This is a genomic window from Collinsella phocaeensis (assembly GCF_900119895.1).
GTDB lineage: Bacteria > Actinomycetota > Coriobacteriia > Coriobacteriales > Coriobacteriaceae > Collinsella > Collinsella phocaeensis.
Genome location: NZ_FQLR01000004.1, coordinates 1,231,930 through 1,253,198, shown reverse-complemented (window position 1 = coordinate 1,253,198; position 21,269 = coordinate 1,231,930). Strand labels below are relative to the sequence as shown.

Sequence of the window (21,269 nt, the reverse complement as noted above, 5' to 3'; positions counted from 1 at the left end):
CTCCGCCTTGTGCACTGGTACAGCGGGAACCGTTCTTTTACGACGTATTTGGGATCCGTCGCCATAGGGTGCGCGGTTCTTTCTCCATATCATCTACATGAAGGGTTGCAGGCCCGGGCACCGGAGCCCGGGCTCCGGCGCCACGCGCACCGGTAGGCTCCAACGTGAAAGGTGTTGCCATGCCCATGAAAACCAGCACGAAGCTCGTCAAGGTCCTGCTCACCAACATCCCGATCGCCATTTCGATCTCACTCGTGGCGAGCTACATCGGCATCTCGTCGGCGGGCGTGCCCGAGGAGGCGTTCATGCCCGCCTTCCTGTCCGCCACCGGCCTGAACATCGTCCTTTCCTACATCATCTCGTTTTTCGTGGGCTGGTTCATCCCGTCCGAGAAGCTCGGCTTCGCCTTCGCCGGCAAGTGCGGGCTCAAGCCGTCCGACGGCATCAAGTTCGGCCTGGTGCTCAACATCGTGGTGAATAGCATCTACGTGGTCGTCAACGCCCTTATCCTCACGTACGTGAACGCCATCGTCATGCAGGGCATGCCCATCCAGATGTTCCCGATGGCGCTCTTCGGCAGCTTCTTCCAGTGCTGGCTCGTCGGCTACGTCGTGAGCTTCCTGTGGGCGCAGCGTGCCGAGGGCATCGCCCGCAAGCTCATGAACGATCCCGCCCCGCAGATGCACTAGGCCCTCGCGCGCCCTTCTCTCCCGCGTGAAGAGCCCGGTTTTTTGAGCTGGCCCGCCCGTGTCCCGTCACGTGCGGGCCATTGTTGTAGAGAGGATGATTGCCATGGCTGCACTGGGGGACGTCATACGCGCGCGCTCGCTGGGCGAGGGCCTTTTCCAACTGAGCGACCCGTTCGGCTACCGCGCTTACCTTGTGGTGGGCGAGCGCGAGGCGGCGCTTGTGGACACGATGGGCGGTTGCGGGAATCTCATGGCCACCGTGCGCTCCCTTGCGGGCGCACGGGCCGTGCAGGCGCTGCTCACGCACCGCCATGCCGACCATGTGGGCGGTGCCTGGGCGTTTCCCGAGGTCGCCATGGCGGCGGGCGAGGACGGCCACTGGGGCGAGGCGGCGGCGAACCTGGGCGAGCTGCGCGCAGCTGCGGTGCGCGACGGCATGGTGGCGCCCGATGAGCCTTGGGCTTTTGAGACGGGCGCGCGCCCGCGCGTGGCCCATCTCGCAGATGGGGATGAGATCGACCTTGGGGGCCGCAGGCTCGTCTGCGTGGCCCTTCTCGGTCACACGGACGCCAGCATGGGCTATCTCTGCCCCGAGCTCAAGGTCCTGCTCTCGGGCGACGCCGTGACCCCCATCATGTGCCTATGTTTTGCCGAATCGCTTCCCGTCGCGGCGTGGCGGCACACGCTGGAGAAGATGGGGCACCTCGATTTCGAGCGCTTCTACACGGGGCATCACGACCGTGCGTTCACCAAAGCCGACCTGCCCGGCTTCAAGGCGGCGGCCGATTTCGTGCAGGCGGGCGATCGCGGCTTCCCTTGGCATCACGCCGTGGTGGCGGGGTGGGAGGGCACCTGCCATCTCTGCCCGTGCGACACCGCAGACGCCGACAGCCCGGATTTCCGGGCGGTGATCACGCGCGGGCTCCCGGCGCCGCGCAGATCGCGTCTGAGGCATCGGGGATAGCGGGGGGGGGTGGGCATGCTCAGCTGACATGCTTGGCGCGATTGGACTCAAGGGCGGTCACCTCCACGCATCGCGGCCGGCTCCGTCTTGAGTGTCTCGCCCTATGGCATGCCGTGCCGCGCCATGGCATAAACCCGCGGGCTATTCTCCTTTGTATTTCGGAAGATGGCCCGCGGGTTTTTTGCGTTCGAGGTGACTAAGGTCAAGGCCCTACGTAGCCACGTGCCCGTGCTTCCATGCCAGGGCGTAGAGCGCCAGCGCGCCGCAGCTCGCCAGGAGCACGTAGCCCATCATGAACATGAGTGGGTAGCCGCCGGCGGAGTCCACGATGAAGCTCCAGGCCACGGCCGAGACGGTGCCCATGAGCGCGCCCACCATGGTGATCTTGGAGTAGATGTTGGTGTAGTCGGCCCCGCCAAAGACCGTGCGGGTCAAAAGCGGCGTCTGCACCGTGGTCATGGCGTAGGCGATGCCGAAGAGGAACGCGCCCGTCAAGAGCAGCGCGATCTGTCCGGGCACGAGCCACATGAGCGTCATGCCCGCGATGCCGGCGCCTACGCCCAGACAGATGCCTGCACGCACGGAGCGGTCGTTGATGATGCCCAAAAGCACTTTGCCCACGGCCTGGCCACCCATGCAGGCGCTCGCGACCACGCCCGAGGCTGCCGCCACGGCGGGCAGGGAGTCGGCGAAGGAGCTCGCGTAGCTGGGCAGGAACTGATAGATGTTCTGGTTGAGCGTGATGAGCCCGGAGAAGGCCAGGACGGCGAAGAAGGCGGGGCTGTGCAGCGCCTGCGCGAGCGTGAGCCCCGAGGTGGTGTCGTTCACCGGCTCGACGGCCCTCGCAGTCGAGCCGACAGGGGAGGCCGCGTCGGGCGCCTGCGTCGCGCCGAAGGGGAGCAGCCCCTTGTCGGCCGGGGTGTTCCTGATCACGAGCAGCGTGAACGGCAGCGTGCCCACCAGGATGATGACGCCAAAAACCATGTAGGCCACGCGCCAGCTCTCGGCCCCGCCGGCGATGAGCGCGGTGCCCACTGGGTTGAAGATGACGCCGCCGATGCCCGTGAACGCCATGCAGAGCCCCACGAAGAAGCCCACGCGCTTGACGAACCATGCATTGATGAGGGTGGGGATGGCGAGGTAGAGCAGCGGCGCCAAGCCGATGCCCATCACGCCGCCGCAGACGTAGAACTGCCACATCTGCTGACAAAACCCCATGCCGATGCACCCCGCGCCGCACAGCGCCACGCAGCCCGAGAGCAGCGCGCGCAGGTCGCATTTGCCCATGAACTTGCCGCTCACGGGCAGCGCCACCATCATGGCAAGGTTGAGGATGGAGAAGTACAGGGTGAACGTGGCCTTGGGCACGCCGAAGAACTCCGACACGGGCGTGAAGAAGATGCCCGCGCACGAGAGGATGAGCGCGCACGGCAGGCAGGTGATCGCGATGCAGGCCGCCACGATGGCGTAGGCGTAATGCGGGCCGCCCTTCGCGCGCTGATTGGTATCTGTCACGCCCGGGCCTCCACGTCCGCGATGGCGCCCGGCATGGTGAAGCCCTTCCAGCTGGGCTCGCCCGTGAATGCCATGACCTCCTCGGCGCCCTCGAGCGCACGGATGGCACCCGACGCCAGCGCATCCATCTCGAAATCGCCGCCGTAGACCTTGACCGGGGCGATCCAGCCCACGCGCTCGGTCACGTAGCCCGCAAAGTACGGGTCGTTGGACACGCCGCCCGTGAGCACGATGCCGTCGACCTTGCCCGCGAGCGCCGCCGCGAAGCCGCCGATCGCCTTGACGACCTGGTAGGCCATGGCGTCGTAGACCAGCTTCGCCCAGGCGTCGCCCTCCTCGATGCGTGCGAGGATGACGCGTGCATCGTCGGTGCCGGCAAGGCCCAGAAGGCCGCCGGTCTTGCCGATGACGCCGTCGATCTCCTTTTTGCTTGCGCCTTCGGCAAAGGAGAGCTTCACCACGGGCTTCAACGGGGCGTCACCCGAGCGGTTGGGCGCGAAGGGCCCTGAGCCCTCCAGAACGTCGTTGGTGTCGACCATGCGCCCGTGGTCATGCGCGGCCACGGACAGGCCGCCGCCCACATGGGCCACCACGAAGTTGCCGTCCTCATAGGCGATGCCCAGCTCGGCGGCGCAGCGGATGGCGCATTCCTTCTGATTCAGGCAGTGCACGTGGCTCTTGCGGTACACGCCGGGAAAGCCGGTGATGCGCGCCACGTCGGCGAGCTCATCGGTGTCGGGCTGGTTCACGGCGTAGGCGGGCTTGCCAACCTCCTGCGCGAACGCCCAGAGCAACGGTGCGCCCAGGATGGAGGGGTGGTTGATGCCCGCGTTCATGACGTGGTCGCACACCGTCTGGTCGATGGCGAAGATGCCGCCCTCGGTGGGGCCCATGGCGCCGCAGTAGCCGGCAAAGGCGTCGATGTCCGCAAGGCCGATGCCCTGCTCATCGAGCGCATCGAGGATGGTCTGGCGGCGGTAGTCGAACTGGTCGGCCGCGCAGTCGAAGGCGGCGAGCTCGTCTGCGGGGTGGGTGACGTTCAGGCGGAAGAGGGCCTCGTCACCGTCAAAGACGGCGACCTTGGTGGAAGTGGAGCCGGGTGAGAGCGTGAGGATCTTGTGAGCCATGCGAGTTCCTTTCTGCTGGTGGGACGGGTGGGGTGCGGCGACCTTAGCGGCAGGCCAGGACGAGCATCGCGATGTCGCCCACGATCTCGTCGACGGTGGCGCCGCGCGAGGAGTCGGCGACGGGGCACTTGAAGCCCGAGAGCGTGTGGCCATACGCCGAGCCATGCGCGAAGCGCTGCACGAGCTTGACGGCGATGTTGGCGGCGTTCAGATCCGGGAACACGAGCACGTTGGCGCGACCGGCGACCTCGGAGGGGCGGTCGACCTTCTTGGCGGCGACCGCCGGGTCGATGGCAGCGTCGAGCTGGAACTCGCCGTCCACCGCGATGTCGGCGCGGCGCTCGCGGACAAGCCGGATGGCCTCGGTCACGCGATCGACCGACTCGCCGGCGCCCGAGCCGTTCGTGGAGAAGGACAAAAAGCCCACACGGGGCTCCCAGCCCATGATCGCGCGCACGTTGTCGGCGGCGGAGATGGCGATGGAGGCGAGCTCGGAGGCGCCCGGCTCGGGGTTCAGGCCGCAGTCGGTGAAGCAGACGACGTCGCCCTCCGGGCCCGTGAAGCCAGCCGTCTCCACGAGGGCGAAGATGGACGGGACGTCGACGCCCTCTTTCAGGCCGATGATGGTCTGCGCGGCCATGAGGACCTCGCCGGTGGTGTTGGTGTGGCCACAGAAGGTGCAGTCCACCTCGCCGAGCTCCTCCATCATCATGGCGTAGTACATGGGGTTCTTGATCTTGCGACGGCTGCTCTTGGCCGAGATCAGGCACGCGCCGGCGGCCATGTAGCGCTCGGCCAGGGCATCGGCGGCCGTCTCGTCGGTGTTGTCGACGATCTCCATACCCGCAAGTGGCACGCCCGCGCGCTCGGCGGTCGCCTCGACGACGTCGCGCGGGCTCACGAGCACCGGGGTGCCGATGCCCTCGTCGAGCACGCGGCGGGCGGCGAGCAAGGTGTTGTCGGCCTCGCACTCGGGCAGGGCCACGCGCTTGGGCGCGCCCTTGGCGTCTACGATGAGCTTCTCGATCAGGGTTGCCATGGTGTCTCCGTTTCTTCCAAGCGGTTGTTCAGGCGATTGAAGGCGATGCGGCCTCGCCGGGCGACCTGTGGCCATGTGTCCGGTCACGCGGCGAGACGGTATCGGAAGGGCGCCCCGGGCGAGCGGATGCATGCCCGGGGCGCCAGTACCGGCTACATGGACAGGGCGTCGTCCACGAACTTCGCGGCGTCGGCGAAGGTCTTGCACTTGTTGAGCTGCATGAACGGCACCTCGACCTCGTACTCGTCCTCGAGCGCGGAGGCGAACTGCACGATGTTCACGCTCTTGCAGCCGAGGTCGTCCACGAAGGACGTCTCGGCGGAGAGGGAATCACGATCGGCGCCGAAGATCTCGACGGCCTTGTCCTTGAGGATGTCGAGGACCTCTTTCTGGAATTCGTTCATAGTGTGTTCATTTCCTTTCTGGACTGGATGCCGGGCACGCACTCGGCTAGGTTTACTAACGGCCCGTCTGGTGGTCGCGGCATATTCCGGCTCAATGGATACGCGGCCGCCCGGCGGCTTTACATCCCGCGCACGTTGGACGCGATTTGCCGGTAGGGCAGCGCGATTACAGGTACGAGCGCGACGATGCAGATGATGAACACGGCGAGCATGACGTTTTGCTGGCCGGCGAGGGCGGCGACGGTGGACATGACCGAGACGCCTGCGAAGTTGAGCACGTTGAAGATGACCTGGATGGGCGTGTACGCGACCTCAAAGTCCTCGCGACCATAGATGGACGCGGTGAGCGACATGCAGACATTTGCCGCACCCGAGAGCCCGAACATGAACATGCCCGTGGCCACGGCGCAGACAACGGTGTTCGCACCGCCAATCCTCATGAGCAGTCCACCGAGCCCCAACACGCAGATCACGGCGATCGTGGTCTTCTTGGTGCCGAGTTTTTGGTCGAGCACGCCGATGAGGTAGTGGCCGAGCAGCCCGATGGGCCACATGGAGGACAGCAACACGACGCCCAGCATCGGGTCTTGCCCGTACGAGGCGAGCGTGGGAACGAGCAGGGCGATGGTTCCGGCGCCGACCATCATGGGAAGACCCGTGCCGAGGCCGATGAGCCAGGTCTGCGGGGTCTTGAGAACGCGGGCCATCGTCCAGGGGCTCGTCTTCTTGTACTCCTGCGCGGCCCTGAACTCCGCTTCGAGCTCCTCACGGCTCACGGATCGGTCGTTATCGGGATAGGCGCCCGCCTCCTCGGGGTTGTTCCTGACGAAGAGGAACACGACGACGACCGTCGCCGCGACGATGGCTGCCATGACCCAGAAAAAGCCGGAGATGCCGAGGCTACTGCCGGCAAACCCCAGGATGATGGGGTTCAACGTGGCCGAGGAGATGGTCATGCCCATGGTGGCGATGCCCATGAAGGCCCCCTTGGTGCGCGGGAACCACGAGGATCCAAGCAGGCCCACGCCGATGGTCGCGTACGCCACCATCGAAAAATTGAAGATCACGACGCCTGCGGTGAAGATCGCGAACGTACGGGCGCAGGCGAGCACGGCGAAGCCTGTGGCCGACCCGGTAAGTCCGATGACCGAGACCATCTTGGCGCCGATCCTGCGACCGAGCGTGCCGAAGAGCACGACGGCGATTAGGCTGATCCAACCGGCGATCGTGATGACATAGGACATGTCGGTCTGCTGCCAGCCGTACATCTCATTGAAGAGGCCGAATAGCGTGTTGGTCGCGGCGTTCCAAAACGAGTAGAAGTAGAAGAACACGAAGCAGGCGATGGTGATGCCCCAGCCCTTGGTGCCGAAATCGGGCAGCCAGGCGTTGAATTTCTTGCTTTCTGCCATAAGACGACTCCCTCGATAAAGCGGAAGGGGAGAGGTCCGCCCTCACGCTGGATGATGTCCCCTGGGTGCACGTGCCCCCAGGGGGTGGGGCGCATGCGTGCGGCAGCGCCCCATTGGAATCGCGGTCGGTCGCGCTGTTGCGACTTACGCGCAGTCGCCGCGCCAGATGTAGTCGCCCACTTGGTACTTTGGCGGCACCACCGGGATCTGGAGGTAGGAGTCGTGCTCGCCGCCCGTGTGGATGACGTGGATGCCGTCGCCGTTGTCGGTCTTGTGGTTCATGTCGTTGTCGTGGAACCACTCGGTCTTGATGAAACGGCCGGCGATGACCACTTGGATCTTCTCGCCCTTGTGCCAGAAGCGGGAGTGCGGGTACATCTCCACATCAACGGGCACGATCTCGCCGGGCTGCATGCGCTCCTCCTTCTCGTGGGAGTGCACGGGCTGGAAGTCGCTCGCGTACTTGGGGTCGAGGTCGCGATGCGAGCAGCGCAGGAAGCCCCAGGCGCCGCGGAAGGGCGCGCCCATGACGCGGATCGGCACGTAGTTGCCGTCGTTGTCGAGCTTGATGACCCAGGGGAACAGATCCATGTTGTCGTAGCCGCGGCACTCGACGTTCAGGTGGAGCTTCATGAAGCCCGTGATCTCGGTGTCCTCGGTGAACTCATAGGTGAACGTGGTGGTCTCGGTCTTGGGGTCGTAGGTGACCTCGGCCTCATCGGCGGGGTTCTCGAAGCTCGCGGAGCCGTCCGCGGCGTTCAAGTAGAGCTTCTTGTACTCGGTGCGCTTGAGCGGGAAGGTGTCCTCGGCGCGGCGGCTGGCGTAGTCGTAGCCGTAGCCGTCCATGACGTCGAGGCGCACGCGCGGCGTCATTTCCCAGCCGTTGTGGATCTCCTTGCAGTAGCGGTCGAAGAACTTGCGCAGATCCTCCATGTTCTCGGGCGTGTAGGTGTCGGGCCACTCGAAGTCGCGGTGCGCGCGCATCCACTTCTTCGGGGTGCGGATGCGGCGGAAGCCCTCGAACGCGCCGCGCAGGTGATGATGGACCCAACCTGCGGTGACGTAGGTCGGGATGCGGATCTTGTTCCAGTCGACGATCTTGTCCTTGTAGTAGGCGTTCATCAACGGGTACTTGGCCACCATGGCCGGCGTGTCCTCGATGTAGTTATTGACCGCGAGCGCCTGGATGATGTGGGTCTCGTAGTCGGGGTTGGGAATGCCGCCGCAGAAGTAGCTCTCGCGGTACAGGTCGCCCTGGCCCTCCCAGGCGGCGAGGCAGGCGAGGTGCGGCGGGCGGGTGGCGGCGATTCGCCAGTGGGCCATGCAGACGCCGGAGTTGCCGATCATGGTGGCGCGGCCGTTGCACCACTCCTGGGCCGTCACCCACTCGATGAAGTCGTAGCCGTCCTGGGCGTCCTGGGAGCCCCACAGGTAGACGTCGCCCTCGGAATTGCCCACGCCGCGCGGGTCGACGTTGGCCACGGCGTAGCCGTAATGGCACCAGTACCCGGGGTCGGGCGCCTCGAACTTGGCGTACGGGGAGACCGTCTTGGGCGGAACGCCCATGAGCTGCCAGGAGTCCATGCCCTCGGAGGGGTTCTTGCCGAAGGGTGCGAACACGCAGATGACAGGAACCTTCTCGGTGGTGTTGGCCGGGCGGTAGATGTCGGCGTAGATGGTGGTGCCGTCGCGCAGGACGCATGCCACGTCGCGCTCGCACATGACGCCGGGGATGTCGGTCATGTAGGTATGCGGGTCGTATTTGGCGCAGAAGCCCATGGTGGCGACCATCTCTCCGTCGCCGGCGGCCTCGGGGTCCTCGCGCATGCGCCTCTTGATCTCGTCGAGCTCCTCGCGAGTCTTTCCGGGGTTGCCCTTGGCGAACGGGACGTCGAACTCCTCGTCGCCGAAGGTCATCTTCTTCACGATGCCCGGCTGCTTGTCTGCCATGCAAAGCTCCTCTCACGTCTGCCCGGCGACCGCCGGGCCCCGGCTGATTTCCGGGTGCTTTCGTATCGGGTTTAGTGTCACGTGCGACGGGTTTACGGTCATTGGACGCTGTGACAAACTTTGTGTCGCTTGGAGGTCGGAGGCTGTACTCATGACCACAGCCCGGACGCTCGCATTGCGGCACATGGGGGTTCATGTTGTGGAGAAGATGTGTCGGGTTACGAGCCACATGCCCGTCGGGGACACGGGTCTGGAGCATGTTCTGCCTGCTTATGCTAAGGTATATGTGCAATTGAAGTTGTAACGTGAAGGGAGTGCGGGCTTGCCTGCGCTTCCTTTCTTGTTTGGGGAGGTGTTCATGGTCAAGAGCAAGCTGGAGCAGCAGGTCATCGATGCGCTCGAGCAGGTTTCCGAGGCCCATGGCGTCGACATCGTCGACGTCGAGGTCGTCGGCGCCACCAAGGCGCCCTGCGTGCGCGTGCGTATCGACCGCCTGGACGGTGAGGCCATCACGCTCGACGAGGTCACAGCCAACAACGCGTGGGTGAGCGATGTCGTGGAGGGTCTGGATCCCTTTGCGGGTTCCTATACCCTCGAGGTCTCGAGCCCCGGTCTTGCCCGCCCGCTCCGCCGTCCGTCCGACTTCATTCGCTTCGTGGGCGAGCCGGTCGAGCTCACCACGACGGCGTCGGAGGGCCAGCGTCGCTTCAAGGGCACGCTCGCCGCAGCCGACGAGCAAGCGGTGACCATCGAGGCCGAGGGCGCCGAGCCCGCCATCATCTCATATGAGGACGTCAAGAAATGCACTTTGAAGCCGGTCATCGACTTCAAGGGCGGAAAGGGTGATAAGTAATGGCATCTGACATGATGGATGCGCTGATGGCGCTCTGCCAGGAGAAGCACATCGACCAGCTCTACCTGATCGACCGCCTCGAGCAGTCGCTCGCCAAGAGCTATGCCGAGATCCTGCATCTCGATTGGGGCGCGAAGGTCACCATCGACCGCGCCACCGGCAAGATCTACGTCTACAAGCTCACGCCGATCGACGACTCCATGGACGAGGAGGGCAACTACACGGAGTGGGAGGAGACCGACGTCACCCCGAAGGACACCTCCCGCATCGCCGCGCAGCACGCCAAGGCCGAGATCAACGCCATCGTGCGCAACTCCGCCCGCGAGCAGATCTACGAGGAGTTCTCCGGCCGCATCGGCGACATCATCACCGGCACCGTGCTCCAGTCCACGCCTGACTTCACGATCGTCAAGATCCGCGAGGGCGTCGAGGCCGAGCTGCCCCATTTCGACCAGCGCCGCTACGACAACGAGCGCAACGAGCGCCCGCAGGGCGAGCGCTACATGCACAACCAGCGCCTGAAGGCCGTCATCATCGACGTGCGCGACCCCAATTCCACGCTTCCCCCGGTGCGCGGCGAGCACTCCCGTCCGCCTATCGTCATCTCCCGCACGCACCCCGCGCTCATCAAGCGCCTCTTCGAGCTCGAGGTCCCCGAGATCTACGAGGGCACCGTCGAGGTCAAGTCGATCGCCCGCGAGCCCGGCCAGCGCTCCAAGGTCGCCGTCCACTCGCTCGACGACCGCCTCGACCCGGTCGGCGCCTGCGTCGGCCCCAAGGGCAGCCGCGTCCGCACCGTCGTGGGCGAGCTGCGCGGTGAGCGCGTCGACGTCATCCTGTGGGATGAGGACCCCGCGGCCTATGTCGCCAACGCCCTGTCCCCGGCGAAGGTCACGCGCGTCCTGATCGACGAGGACAAGAACTACGCCGGCGTCATCGTCCCGGACGACCAGCTCTCCCTCGCGATCGGCAAGGAGGGCCAGAACGCCCGCCTCGCCGCCCGCCTGACCGGCTGGCACATCGATATCAAGTCCGAGTCGCTGGCCGCCGACATCCTGCGCAGCGTTCCCGTCGTCGAGCCGCCTGCGGAGGACCTGCTCGCGGATGACGAGCCGCGACGTTGCTCCCATGTGGACGCCGAGGGCGTCGCGTGCCGCAACCAGGCCCGACCCGGTTCTCGTTTCTGCGGCCTGCATGATGAGGGCGACGCGTTCGACGGGGGCGCGGACGCCTTCGACGACGCTGAGGACCTGATCTAGCGCACGGCGCGCGCGGCGGCGTCTCGCATGTCGCGCGCCCGTAGCCGTTTCGATCGTTGATTTGGGGCGCCGCGCGCCCGAGAGGTAGGTGAATGGCCCATGGCGAAAGTTCGCGTTTCGACCCTGGCCAAGGAATTTGGTTTGTCCTCCAAGGAGCTGCTGGACCACCTCGCGGAGATGAAGATCCCCGCGAAGTCCGCATCCTCCGCGCTCGAGGACGCATATGTCGCGATGGTCAAGAAGCAGCTCGCTCCCGTCATCGAGGCGCGCGCCGCGGCGGTCGAGGCCGCCCGCCGTGCTGAGGAGGAGGCTGCCGAGAAGGAGGCCGCCGAGGCCCGCGCCGCAGCCGAGGCCGAGCGCATCGCTGCCGAGGCCCGCCGCGAGGAGGAGCGTCGTCTCTCCATGGCCGCCCAGGCTGCCGAGGAGGCCGCCCGCGCCGCCCGCGAGGAGGCCGAGCGCGCCGCCCGCGAGAAGGCTGCCGCCGAGGCTCGCGAGGCGGAGCTCGAGGCCAAGCGTCGCGCCGTCCCCGCGTCCGATTCGGGTTCGCGCTTCCGCTCCCTGCTCGACCAGATCGCGGCCCAGGAGGTCGTGCTGAAGGAGAAGAAGGAGGAGGAGTCCAAGCGCCGCGCGGAGTCCGCCGACAGCCGCCGCGGGTCCGATCGCGGCCGCGGTCGCGGCCGCGCCGAGCGCACGTCTTCCGATGCGCCCGCGCGCACCCGTCGCTCCAACGCCGTGCCCGTTGTCCCCGCCGGCATGGACGTCCCCAATCCCGACAAGGCGTCCCGCGGCGGCAAGAAGCGTCGCGGGGCCCACGAGGAGACCGGCGACCGCTACACCCGCATGGCGCGCGAGGCGGAGGAGTACAGCCGCGAGAAGGTCCTCGAGGAGGCCCGCGCCGCCGTCGAGGAGGCCTCCCGCGAGTCCTCCGGCCGCCGCAAGAAGCGCAAGGAGAAGCGCCAGGCCGAGGCTGCCGCCGCTGCCGAGGAGCGCAAGATCGAGGAGGCGCTGGCCCAGGGCATCAACCCCGAGGACCTCGACGCCGTCAAGGTCTCCGAGGGCGTGACCGTGGCAGAGCTCGCCGAGGCCCTCGACGTCCCCGCCAACGACATCATCAAGCGCCTGTTCCTGCTGGGCACCCCGCTCACCATGACCCAGACCATGAGCAACGACCTCGTCGAGCTCGTCGCCGACGACCTGGGCCGCAAGGTCCGCATCGTCACGGCGGAGGAGGAGAACTCCTTCAGCTTCTACGACGATCCGGCGGACCTCAAGCCCCGTCCTCCCGTGGTCACCGTCATGGGCCACGTCGACCACGGTAAGACGAGCCTGCTCGACGCCATCCGCCACACCAACGTGTGGAGCGGCGAGGCCGGCGGCATCACCCAGCACATCGGCGCTTCCGAGGTCACGATCAACGGCCGCCAGATCACCTTCGTCGATACCCCGGGCCACGAGGCCTTCACCGCCATGCGCGCCCGCGGCGCCAAGATCACCGACGTCGTCGTGCTGGTCGTCGCTGCCGACGACGGCGTCATGCCGCAGACCATCGAGGCCATCAACCACTCCAAGGCTGCCGGCGTGCCCATCATCGTCGCCGTCAACAAGTGCGATAAGCCCGAGGCCAATCCCGACCGCGTGCGCCAGATGCTCACCGAGTACGGCATCATCCCCGAGGAGTGGGGCGGCCAGAACATGTTCGTGAACGTGTCCGCCAAGCAGCACATCGGTATCGACGAGCTGCTCGAGACCATCCTGCTCCAGGCTGACGTCCTCGAGCTCAAGGCCAACCCGGACACCTTCGCTTCGGGCAACATCATCGAGGCCAAGCTCGACCGCGGGCGCGGCCCGGTCGCCACGGTGCTGGTGACCCGCGGCACCCTGCGCGTGGGCGACACCATCGTCGCCGGCATGAGCTATGGCCGCGTTCGTGCGATGCTCGACCAGCACGGCCAGCCCAAGGACGAGGCGCGCCCCTCCGATGCCGTCGAGATCCTGGGCCTCAACTCCGTTCCCGCCGCGGGCGACGAGTTCCGCGTCTTCGAGGATGAGCGCGATGCGCGCAACCTCGCCGACGAGCGCGCGCTCAAGGCCCGCATCGAGGAGCAGAACAAGGTCAAGCACGTCACCCTCGAGACCCTGTTCGACGAGATGAGCAAAAACGAGCTCAAGGAGCTCAACCTCGTGGTCAAGGCCGACACGCAGGGCACCATCGAGGCCCTCGCGGACTCCATCGGCAAGATGGACCAGTCCGAGGTCCGCATCAACATCATCCACTCCGCCGTCGGCGCCATCTCCGAGACGGACGTCTCGCTGGCAGCCGCGTCCAACGCCATCATCATCGGCTTCGGCGTGCGCCCTCAGGGCAAGGCCCGCGACGCCGCGGAGAAGGAGAGCGTGCAGATCAAGACCTACTCGATCATCTACAAGGCGATCGAGGACATCGATGCCGCGCGCATCGGCATGCTCGCTCCCACCGAGGAAGAGGTCCAGACCGGTATCGCCGAGGTCCGCGACACCTTCCGCGTGCCGAAGGCCGGCGTCATCGCCGGCTGCATGGTCATCGAGGGTGAGATCAGCCGCGACGACAACGTCCGCGTCGTGCGCGACGGCGTCGTCATCTTCGACGGCCACTTCGGGTCCATGCGCCGCTTCAAGGATGACGTCAAGACCGTCAAGAACGGTTACGAATGCGGCCTCGGCATCGAGAAGTACCAGGACATCAAGGTTGGCGACCAGCTCGAGGCCTACAAGGTCGTCGAGGTCGCCCGCACCGAGTAGGGAAGGGGGCACGTCGTGAAGCAGACCGCTGCGACACGCCGCACCGCCGAGCAGCTTCGCGAGAAGCTCGGCTACATCCTTCTGTTCGAGATCGCCGATCCGCGCCTCGACCTCGTCACCCTCACCGGGTGCGAGGTCAGCGTGGACCGCGCGTACGCCCGCGTGTTCGTGAGCTGCGAGCCCGGGCGCTACGAAGAGGTCCTCGAGGCCCTCGCGAGCGCTCGCGGCCGCATTCGCACGCTGCTCTCGCGTGCGCTCGATTGGCGCATCGTCCCCGAGCTCGATTTCCGCATCGACCGCTCCACCGACGAGGCCGAGCGCATCGCGCGCGCCCTCGAGAACGTCCCCGAGACGCTTGTCGTCGAGAAGGACGAGGAGGGCTACCCCCTCGTCCCGGAGGAGCCCGTCGACGACTGGCCCGACGACGGGGACGACGCTGTCGACGAAGAAGGCGGTCGATGAGTACCACCTCGTGTTGCTCGGTGCGCTCGACGACGCCCGACATGTGGGAGTCCGTCATCGAGTGCATCGTCGGCTCCCAGACGATCGCCATATCGGGGCATACCAGCCCCGATGGCGACGCCTTGGGTTCCGTCCTGGGTCTCGGCCAGGCGCTGATCGGTGCGTTTCCGTCGAAGCGCATCGTGCTGCTGCTGGCCGACGACGCCCCGGTTCCCCGGATCTACCGGTTCCTTCCCGGCGTGGAGCGGCTGGTTCCCGCGCGCTCTTACCTCGAGGCGCCCGACCTGTTCATCTCGGTCGACGTTCCGGTCATGGAGCGGCTCGCCGACTCCGCGGCGGTCGCCAAGCGCGCCCGCGCGCGCGTGGTGATCGATCATCATCCCGCGCGCGAGGAGTTTGCCGACGCTGCCGTCCGCGTCACGTCGGCGGCGGCGACGGCCGTCTTGGTCGAGGAGCTCCTGCAGGCCGGCGGCTGGACGCTGACGCCGCAGATCGCCGACTGCCTCCTCACCGGCCTCGTCACCGACACCGGTCGTTTCCAGTACCAGAATGCGGACCCGTCGGCGTTCGCGTGCGCCTCGCGCCTCGTCGATGCCGGCGCGCAGCCCGCGCGCATCGCCCTCGAGGTGTACCAGAGCCAGCGCATCGAGTACCTCAAGCTCGAATCCATCGTGATGAGCCGCATCCGGACCGTCGCCCACGGCCGCGTCGCCTACAGCTACGCGTACGCGTCGGACCTCACGCAGTGCGGGGTCTCCGCGGACGAGTGCGACGGGCTCGTGGACGTGGTCCGGTCCGTGCTGGGCGTGGAGGTCTGCCTCTTCCTCAAGGAGACGGATTCGGTCCGCGCGGTGCGCGGGAACCTGCGCTCCAAGGGCAGGCTCGATGTGAGCGGGGTCGCGAACCGCTTCGGCGGCGGCGGCCATTCCGCCGCGGCCGGTTTCACCTACGAGGGGTCGATCGTCGAGACGCTGCGCGCCGCGCTGCCGATGCTCGCCGAACTGGTCGGTGACGACCCGGAGGACGTGGCCGTCGAGCTCTGACGCCTGCGCGGCAAACCGATTTCGCCCGGATGGGATCCGGGCGCTGTATCTGAAACGGAGGGTGACGTCGTATCGCGTCCCCTCCCTTCTGCATGAAAGGTGGGCTATGGCAAAGCGTCAACCTTCAGCGCTGAATCTCCTGTTTGCCGTCGACAAGCCGGTGGGGTGCACCTCCCACGACGTCGTGGGCATGTGCCGCCGCGCTCTGGGCGAGCGTCGCATCGGCCACGCCGGGACGCTCGATCCGCTCGCCTCGGGCGTCATGGTGCTCGGCGTCGGCCAGGCGACGCGCCTGCTCGGCCTCATCACGCAGGACACCAAGAGCTACATCGCCGATATCGCCTTCGGTTCCGAGACCGACACCGACGACGCCGAGGGGCGGATCGTGCGCACGGCCCCCGTCGACGGGCGCGTGCTCGACATGGAGTTCGCGCGCGACTCCCTTGCCCGTACCCGCGGGAAGCAGATGCAGGTCCCGCCTGCGTACTCCGCGGTCAGCGTGGACGGCGTCCGCTCGTACAAGCGTGCCCGGCAGGGCGATGCGGTCGACCTTCCCGCGCGTCCCGTCGACGTGCTCGCCGCCGACCTCATCGCCGTGCGCCCCGACGGGGAGGGTGCGGTATGGACCGTTGCCTACACGGTGAGCAAGGGGACGTATATCCGCGCGCTCGCCCGCGACCTCGGGCGTTCCGTGGGGTCCGCCGCGCACCTCGTCTCGCTGCGCCGCACGGCGTCGGGCTGCGTCACCGTCGGCGCCTGCAGCGAAGTCGATTCGCTCGACGCCGCGACGGTGCGCTCCCGTGCGCTCGACCCGGTGCGCGTGCTCGGGCTCCCCGCCGTGCCGGTGGGCGCACGCGATCTCGAGGCAATCTCCTGCGGCCGCCCGCTGCCGGCCTCGCTGGCGGAGGGACGGTGCCCCGACCTTTCCGAGGGCGCAAGGCTCTGCCTGGTCGCGGGGGGCAGGCTCGTCGCCCTCGGGCGCATGGACTCCTGCCGCATCGCGATGACCGATGTGTTTCCGCAGCCGATCGACGGTGCCTGCCTATGAGGGAGGAGCTCGAGCGCCTGCGCGACGACTTCCTGCTGCGGGACGGCGCCCCCGTCGTCTGGCTGGACGATGTGCCCGGACGCGGGCTCGGCGCCTGCAGCATAGCGATCGGCGCCTTCGACGGATTCCATATCGGGCACGCCCGGCTCATAGCCGAAGCCGTCGATGACGCCAGGTCCCGAGGCGTCTCCTGCGTCGCGGTGACCTTCGACCCCGACCCCGACTGCGTCGTGGGCCCGGGGCCGTCCCTCAAGCTGCTCGGTTCGTCCGGGCGCCTGCGGGCGCTTGCCGCTTCTGGGGTCGATGCGGTGCTCGTCGTTCCCTTCACGGCTGAACTCGCCGCGCTCGACCACGCCGCATTCTTCGAGCGCGTGCTCGCTGCGGCCATGAACGTCGTCTCGGTCCATGTCGGAAGCGATTTCCGGCTCGGGCGCGGAGGGGCCTCCACCGTCGACGTCATGGCCGCCTGGGGCGCTGCGCACGGGGTCGACATCGTCGGGCACAGCCTCGTGCTCGACGGCGGCAGGTGCGTGTGCGCCACGCGCATCCGCGCCGCGCTGTCCGAGGGACGCCTCGATGAAGCCCGCCGCGAGCTCGGCCGTCGGCCGATGATCGAGGGGGTCGTGGGTCCCGGGCGCGGGCAGGGCACGGGCATGGGCTTCCCCACGGCGAACGTCGCCGTGCCGTACGGCATGCAGATGCCGGCCGACGGGGTCTACTCCGCGTACGCGCTCGTCGACGGCGCGGCTTGGCCCGCTGCGGTCAACGTCGGCATCCCGCCTATGTTCGCCTCTTCCTCCGCTTCCGCGCGCCTCGAGGCGAACCTGCTCGGGTTCACGGGCGACCTCTACGGGAAGCGCATGGCTATCGCGTTCGACTGCTTTTTACGGCCCTCGGTCCGCTTCGCGTCCACCGAGGAGCTCATCGAGACGGTCCTTGCGGACATCTCGCATGTCGCCGGGTCGCTTGTCCCGGGTCCTATCCGGCTTCAGCCGGAAGCGTAGGTTATCGGTTCTGGGAGGTGCCGGCACACATGATCAGCGATGAGGACAGGGACCGCGTTCGCGCGGCGACCGACCTGGTCCAGCTCGTCCAGGAGACGGTCGAGCTCAAGCCGCGCGGCCAGGAGTTCTGGGGATGCTGCCCCTTTCACGGGGAGAAGACGCCCTCATTCCATATCATCCCGTCGACCCAGGTGTGGCATTGCTTCGGCTGCGGCGAGGGAGGAGACGTCTTCACCTATGTGATGCGCCGAGAGAACCTCTCCTTTCCCGAGTCCATCCGGTACCTCGCCGACCGCGCGGGCATCGAGCTCGCGGATGACCGGCGGGCCGCCCGCTCGGGCACCAAGCGCACGCGTCTCGTCGACGTCTGCGAGGCTACCTGCGACTTCTATCACACCATGCTCATGCGCGGCAAGGACGGCCGCGGGCGCGACTACTGCAAGCAGCGGGGTCTGGATGCCGCCGTCTGCCGGCGGTACCGCATCGGCTACGCGCCGGGGCGCGGCGCGCTTACGGCCCATCTCGGTTCGCTCGGGTTCACCCCGCGAGAGATGGTCGACGCCAACGTCGCCTTCAAGCGCGACGGCGGCGGCCTCGTCGACCGCTTCTTCGGGCGCGTCATGTTTCCCATTTTCGACGAGCGGGGCAAATGCATAGCCTTCGGCGGGCGCATCATGGGTGCCGGGGAGCCCAAGTACCTCAATACGGCCGAGACCGCGCTGTTCCACAAGAAGCGCAACCTCTACGGGTTCAACTGGGCCAAGGAGCATATCGTCGCGCGCGACGAGGCCGTCGTCGTCGAGGGCTACACCGACGCGATCGCCTGCTGGGAGGCAGGTATCGGCAACGTCGTCGCCACGCTGGGCACCGCGCTCACCGAGCACCATGTGAAGACGCTGACGCGCTTCGCCAAGCGTATCGTCTACCTGTTCGACGGCGACGCCGCGGGCCAGAAGGCGGCCGAGCGCGCGCTTCAGTTCGTCGAGACGGGTTCCGTCGACCTGCGGTGCGTCACCCTTCCCGACGACATGGACCCCAACGACTACATCGCTGCCCATGGGGGCGAGCCGCTGCGCAAGCTCCTGGACGAGGCCGAACCGTTGATGGACTTCGTCTTCCGCAAGCTGGAGGGGAGGAGCGACGTCTCCACGCCCGCCGGCCGCGCCCGTGCGCTGGAGGATGCGCTGAAGCTCATCTACCCGCTGCGTGCAAGCTATATGATCGACAGCTACTTCGTCCAGATCGCCGACCGGCTCGGCGTCGACGCGGAGATGGTCCGCGCCTCGTCGACGGGCGTCTTCCGCGAGGTCGCTCGCGCCGAGGAGCAGGCCCGCAGCCGCGAGCGCATGCGCGACCAGGCGACGCGGCGCGAGCCGGCTGCCCCCTCTGAACCCTCCCGCCCGGCCCCGGCGCCGTCGCTCATGCCCTCGTACGCCGACGAATGGGTGGAGGACGCGCCCTACGACTACGTACCGGTCGACGCCGACGCCCCCGCGTCCGCTCCCGCCGCCGCGCCGTTCAGCATGTCCCAGCTCACCGAGCTCGAGCGCCGGTCGCTGGCCGGGGAGCGCGAGCTGCTGTGCCTGCTGTCGAGCCATCCCGACGCGTTTCGTCCCCATGCCGAGAGGATATGCTCGATAGATTGGGTAGACCCCCGCGGCGAGTCGATCGCCTGGGCGATTCTCGCGACGCCGGAGGGCACGCCTCCGGCCGAGGCGCTCGCCGCCGCCCGCGCGGTCTGCTCCGAGGCCGCCGAGCTCGTCGCCGCCGGGACCATAGCGAGCACCTCCTCGCACCCGACGGAGACCAACATCGCGTTTCTCCTCGACACGCTCGAGCTCACGACGATCCGAAGGCGCATGCGGTCCGTCCAGGCCCGTCTGAGAAGCGACCGCGCGCTCACCGCCGAAGAGCGCCGCGAGCTCGCGGTCTCGGCGACGCGGGACGCAGTCCGCGCGCGCGAGCTCGCCGATGCGGTCGAAGGCGTAGCCGATCCGTTCCGGTCCGAATCCTGAGACCACGTCGCGCTCACATGGGAATTTAGGTACTTCGGTTGCAATGTTCCCAATAGGGTATAGAAGTGTGTGGTAGAGTAATGAGTCCTGTGGTTTATGAAGGGAGAGTCTGTGCCTAAGAAGAGCGAGAGCACGGAAACCGAACTCTATTCGTACCTCGAGAAGCTGCTCGACAAGGGTTCGAGGAACGGCTCGATCACCGAGGATGAGATCCAGGTCGCCCTAAAGGACGTCGAGGTCTCCGATTCGCAGCTCACGACGCTTTACAGCGCCCTGCGCAACCGCGGGGTGGAGATCGTCTCCCAAGGCGACGAGGACGCCCTCGACGTGGACTCCGACGACTTCGGCGACGATGACGACCTCGACGGCGATTCCAGCGAGGATCACGACATCAAGGTAGCCAAGAACGCGGACGCCGAGATGGCCTCCACGAAGTCCAAGAAGAAGTCCCGCGCCCGTACCACCCGTTCGCGCAACCGCGCCCGCGGCATCGACGCCTCCACGGTCATGCTCACGGGCGACCCGGTCCGCATGTACCTCAAGGAGATCGGCAAAGTCGACCTCCTCACGGCGGCCGACGAGGTCGACCTCGCCATGAAGATCGAGGCCGGCCTGGAGGCGGGCAACAAGCTCGAGGCCGCCGAGAACGGCGAGATCGAGCTCACCCGCGCCGAGATGCGTCGCCTCTCCCGCGTCGAGCAGGTCGGTCTCGAGGCGAAGCAGGCGCTCATCTCCGCCAACCTCCGACTCGTCGTCTCCATCGCCAAGCGCTACGTCGGACGCGGCATGCTCTTCCTCGATCTTATCCAGGAAGGCAACCTCGGCCTCATCCGTGCGGTCGAGAAGTTCGACTACGAGAAGGGCTTCAAGTTCTCCACGTACGCCACCTGGTGGATCCGCCAGGCGATCACGCGCGCTATCGCCGACCAGGCCCGCACGATCCGCATCCCGGTCCATATGGTCGAGACGATCAACAAGCTCGTCCGCGTCCAGAGGCAGCTGCTCCAGGACCTCGGCCGCGACCCGACTCCCGAGGAGATCGGTGCCGAGATGGATATGAGCGCCGAGCGCGTCCGCGAGATCCAGAAGATCTCCCAGGAGCCCGTCTCCCTCGAGACCCCTATCGGCGAGGAAGAGGACTCCCAGCTCGGAGACTTCATCGAGGACTCCCAGGCGGTCGTTCCGCCCGATGCCGCGAGCTTCTCGATGCTGCAGGAGCAGCTCACCCAGGTGCTCGACGGCCTCGCCGACCGCGAGCGCAAGGTTATCGAGCTGCGCTTCGGTCTCGTCGACGGGCACCCGCGCACGCTCGAGGAGGTTGGGCGCGAGTTCGGCGTCACGCGTGAGCGTATCCGCCAGATCGAGTCCAAGACCCTGGCCAAGCTCCGCCATCCGAGTCGGTCCAGCAAACTCAAGGACTATATCGAGAGCTGATTTGCGATCTAGACTTTACGGCCCGAGATGCATCTCGGGCCGTATTTTGTTTCGAGGCTTTCGCACGGCGGAAAGAACGCCTTCTACCTGCGGATTTCGTTGCCAAAAAATAATTCCAACTTTTTTCGAATTCTTGCTTGCATATCTTTTTCGAGTCCCTATACTATTCCTTGTTGCTTAGCCGCAACCGAATTCCTCGATAGCTCAATGGTAGAGCCCGCGGCTGTTAACCGCGTTGTTGTAGGTTCGAGTCCTACTCGAGGAGCCAGAATC

General features: G+C 66.8%; 17 protein-coding genes and 1 tRNA gene. 12 read left to right on the top strand and 6 right to left on the bottom strand.

Annotated elements, in window-relative coordinates; all coding sequences use genetic code 11:
- Window positions 1–179 precede the first annotated feature (179 nt).
- Window positions 180–689, top strand: a complete 510-nt coding sequence (locus BQ7355_RS07515; RefSeq protein WP_072415623.1) for a hypothetical protein — start codon at window positions 180–182, stop codon at window positions 687–689.
- A gap of 103 nt (window positions 690–792) precedes the next feature.
- Window positions 793–1,653 carry an MBL fold metallo-hydrolase gene (locus BQ7355_RS07510; RefSeq protein ID WP_072415622.1) on the top strand — a complete coding sequence of 287 codons (861 nt, stop codon included), beginning with the start codon at window positions 793–795 and terminating at the stop codon, window positions 1,651–1,653.
- A 210-nt stretch (window positions 1,654–1,863) separates the two neighbouring features.
- Here the strand turns inward: BQ7355_RS07510 and BQ7355_RS07505 are convergent, their stop codons facing one another.
- The 6 genes from BQ7355_RS07505 to BQ7355_RS07480 all read right to left on the bottom strand — a co-directional run bounded on the left by BQ7355_RS07505 (window position 1,864) and on the right by BQ7355_RS07480 (window position 9,100).
- Window positions 1,864–3,168 carry an MFS transporter gene (locus tag BQ7355_RS07505; RefSeq protein ID WP_072415621.1) on the bottom strand — a complete coding sequence of 435 codons (1,305 nt, stop codon included), beginning with the start codon at window positions 3,166–3,168 and terminating at the stop codon, window positions 1,864–1,866.
- A complete protein-coding gene (gene buk / locus BQ7355_RS07500; RefSeq protein ID WP_072415620.1) occupies window positions 3,165–4,295 on the bottom strand; it encodes a butyrate kinase in 1,131 nt (376 codons plus the stop codon). Before buk ends, BQ7355_RS07505 begins: the two co-directional genes overlap by 4 nt.
- Before the next feature lie 43 nt (window positions 4,296–4,338).
- Window positions 4,339–5,334 carry a phosphate acyltransferase gene (locus BQ7355_RS07495; RefSeq protein ID WP_072415619.1) on the bottom strand — a complete coding sequence of 332 codons (996 nt, stop codon included), beginning with the start codon at window positions 5,332–5,334 and terminating at the stop codon, window positions 4,339–4,341.
- 152 nt (window positions 5,335–5,486) lie between these two features.
- Window positions 5,487–5,738 (bottom strand): acyl carrier protein, encoded by a 252-nt coding sequence (locus BQ7355_RS07490; protein ID WP_072415618.1) that lies wholly within the window; start codon window positions 5,736–5,738, stop codon window positions 5,487–5,489.
- A 119-nt stretch (window positions 5,739–5,857) separates the two neighbouring features.
- Window positions 5,858–7,150, bottom strand: a complete 1,293-nt coding sequence (locus BQ7355_RS07485) for an MFS transporter (protein ID WP_072415617.1) — start codon at window positions 7,148–7,150, stop codon at window positions 5,858–5,860.
- A 144-nt stretch (window positions 7,151–7,294) separates the two neighbouring features.
- Complete coding sequence (locus BQ7355_RS07480) at window positions 7,295–9,100, bottom strand: CocE/NonD family hydrolase (protein WP_072415616.1); 1,806 nt, start codon at window positions 9,098–9,100, stop codon at window positions 7,295–7,297.
- Between the two features lie 358 nt (window positions 9,101–9,458).
- Here BQ7355_RS07480 and BQ7355_RS07475 point away from each other — a divergent pair, with 358 nt between their 5' ends.
- The 10 genes from BQ7355_RS07475 to BQ7355_RS07430 all read left to right on the top strand — a co-directional run bounded on the left by BQ7355_RS07475 (window position 9,459) and on the right by BQ7355_RS07430 (window position 21,264).
- Window positions 9,459–9,953: a ribosome maturation factor RimP gene (locus tag BQ7355_RS07475; protein ID WP_072415952.1), complete on the top strand. Its 495-nt coding sequence runs from the start codon at window positions 9,459–9,461 to the stop codon at window positions 9,951–9,953.
- Complete coding sequence (gene nusA / locus BQ7355_RS07470; RefSeq protein WP_072415615.1) at window positions 9,953–11,212, top strand: transcription termination factor NusA; 1,260 nt, start codon at window positions 9,953–9,955, stop codon at window positions 11,210–11,212. The genes BQ7355_RS07475 and nusA overlap by 1 nt, the downstream gene beginning before the upstream one ends.
- A 99-nt stretch (window positions 11,213–11,311) precedes the next feature.
- The gene (gene infB, locus BQ7355_RS07465) at window positions 11,312–13,990 is read left to right on the top strand and encodes a translation initiation factor IF-2 (protein ID WP_072415614.1); all 2,679 of its coding nucleotides are present in this window, start codon (window positions 11,312–11,314) and stop codon (window positions 13,988–13,990) included.
- Between the two features lie 15 nt (window positions 13,991–14,005).
- Entirely contained in the window at window positions 14,006–14,452 is a 447-nt protein-coding gene (gene rbfA, locus BQ7355_RS07460; protein WP_072415613.1) for a 30S ribosome-binding factor RbfA, read from the top strand.
- Complete coding sequence (locus BQ7355_RS07455) at window positions 14,449–15,495, top strand: DHH family phosphoesterase (protein WP_083581645.1); 1,047 nt, start codon at window positions 14,449–14,451, stop codon at window positions 15,493–15,495. Before rbfA ends, BQ7355_RS07455 begins: the two co-directional genes overlap by 4 nt.
- 106 nt (window positions 15,496–15,601) lie before the next feature.
- The gene (truB, locus tag BQ7355_RS07450; RefSeq protein ID WP_072415612.1) at window positions 15,602–16,543 is read left to right on the top strand and encodes a tRNA pseudouridine(55) synthase TruB; all 942 of its coding nucleotides are present in this window, start codon (window positions 15,602–15,604) and stop codon (window positions 16,541–16,543) included.
- Window positions 16,540–17,547, top strand: a complete 1,008-nt coding sequence (gene ribF, locus BQ7355_RS07445) for a bifunctional riboflavin kinase/FMN adenylyltransferase (RefSeq protein WP_072415611.1) — start codon at window positions 16,540–16,542, stop codon at window positions 17,545–17,547. Before truB ends, ribF begins: the two co-directional genes overlap by 4 nt.
- 29 nt (window positions 17,548–17,576) lie before the next feature.
- Window positions 17,577–19,562 carry a DNA primase gene (dnaG, locus tag BQ7355_RS07440; protein ID WP_072415610.1) on the top strand — a complete coding sequence of 662 codons (1,986 nt, stop codon included), beginning with the start codon at window positions 17,577–17,579 and terminating at the stop codon, window positions 19,560–19,562.
- A gap of 111 nt (window positions 19,563–19,673) precedes the next feature.
- Window positions 19,674–20,996, top strand: coding sequence for an RNA polymerase sigma factor RpoD (gene rpoD / locus BQ7355_RS07435; protein WP_072415609.1), 1,323 nt, complete (start codon window positions 19,674–19,676; stop codon window positions 20,994–20,996).
- 193 nt (window positions 20,997–21,189) lie between these two features.
- Window positions 21,190–21,264 (top strand) — tRNA-Asn (locus BQ7355_RS07430).
- Window positions 21,265–21,269: the final 5 nt, after the last annotated feature.